Annotated in this window: 2 protein-coding genes; both read left to right on the forward strand. The window is 59.4% G+C overall.

Features of this window, described 5'->3' with window-relative positions:
• Nucleotides 1–592 (forward strand): PAS domain-containing protein (locus LPW29_RS15145; RefSeq protein ID WP_238628705.1); only part of this gene is annotated, 592 nt, incomplete at its 5' end.
• The coding region (locus LPW29_RS15150) for a PAS domain S-box protein (RefSeq protein ID WP_238628706.1) at nt 576–1,260 on the forward strand (685 nt) is incomplete at its 3' end. The genes LPW29_RS15145 and LPW29_RS15150, both read left to right, overlap by 17 nt.

Below are 1,260 nucleotides of genomic sequence, written 5' to 3' on the forward strand. Positions count from 1 at the left end.
CGCAACCCGTGAAAACATGCAGACCTCCCAGGAGGAGCTTCGCTCGGCCAACGAGGAGCTCCAGTCCACCAATGAGGAACTGACTACATCCAAGGAAGAGATGCAGTCGCTCAATGAAGAGTTGCAGACGGTGAACGCGGAGCTTCAATCCAAGGTGGAAGAACTCACCCTGGCCAATAGCGACATGAAAAACCTGCTCGACAGTACCGACATTGCCACCATCTTCCTCAGCAAGGAGTTGCGCGTCCGCCGCTTCACCACCGCCGCACAGCGCATCTTCAAGCTCATTGCCAGTGATGTGGGGCGTCCTTTGAGTGATATTGTGACCGATCTGGACTATCCGGGTCTGCAGGATGATGTGCAGGAAGTCCTGCGATCCCTGTCCCAATCCACTGAAGAAATCCCCACCCGGGACGATCGCTGGTACCAGGTGAAGGTCATGCCTTATCGCACCCTGGATGATGTCATCGATGGCGTGGTGGTCACATTCACTGATATCACCAAGGCCAAGGCCTTGGAAAAGCGTTTGCGCGGTATTTCATCGACGCCGGACAAATTGGGCGGGGAATCAAACAATGGCCCAGGGAGATGAGATGGACCAGGGGGACGGGAATGATGAGGCCCGCAGGCTGAGAGAACTGGCGGAGCAGAAGCTTCGGGAAAAGGTCTCGGGCATGGATGATCCGCCCATGGAACCCCTGGCCCTGTTGCATGAGCTTCAAGTGCATCAGCTGGAACTGGAGATGCAGAACGAATCGCTGCAAAAGGCCCGCATCGAAGCGGAGGCGGCGAGGGATCTGTTCGCACAGCTCTACGATCATGCGCCCATGGCCTATTTCAACCTGGATTCACAGGGGGAGGTGCGTCGCACCAACCTGGCGGGAGCCCGGCTGCTGGACACCACCCGGAGTGAGCTTGCGGGGCGGCACCTGGCGGTCTTTGTGAATGACGAGGACCGTCCCCGGCTGACGGATCTGCTCCACAAGGTATTTGCCGGTCAGGCATCGGGTGATGCCGAGTTGGCGATCACCACCCATGCCGGTATCCCGCGCATCCTGAGGGTGGAGGCCTGTGCTGGTGAGGTGGGGCCGGATGCCTGCCTGCTGGCGGCCATGGATATCACCGATCTGTTGGAGTCCCGCCAGGCGTTGATGGTTGCGGCCTCAGTCTACGAGACCCTGGACGAGGCGGTCATGATCGCCTCGCCCAGGCAGCGCATCGTGCGCGTCAATCCCGCCTTTACCCGCCTGACCGGATTTA

It is taken from the genome of Ectothiorhodospira sp. 9100 (assembly GCF_022227565.1).
Taxonomy (GTDB): Bacteria; Pseudomonadota; Gammaproteobacteria; order Ectothiorhodospirales; family Ectothiorhodospiraceae; genus Ectothiorhodospira; species Ectothiorhodospira marina.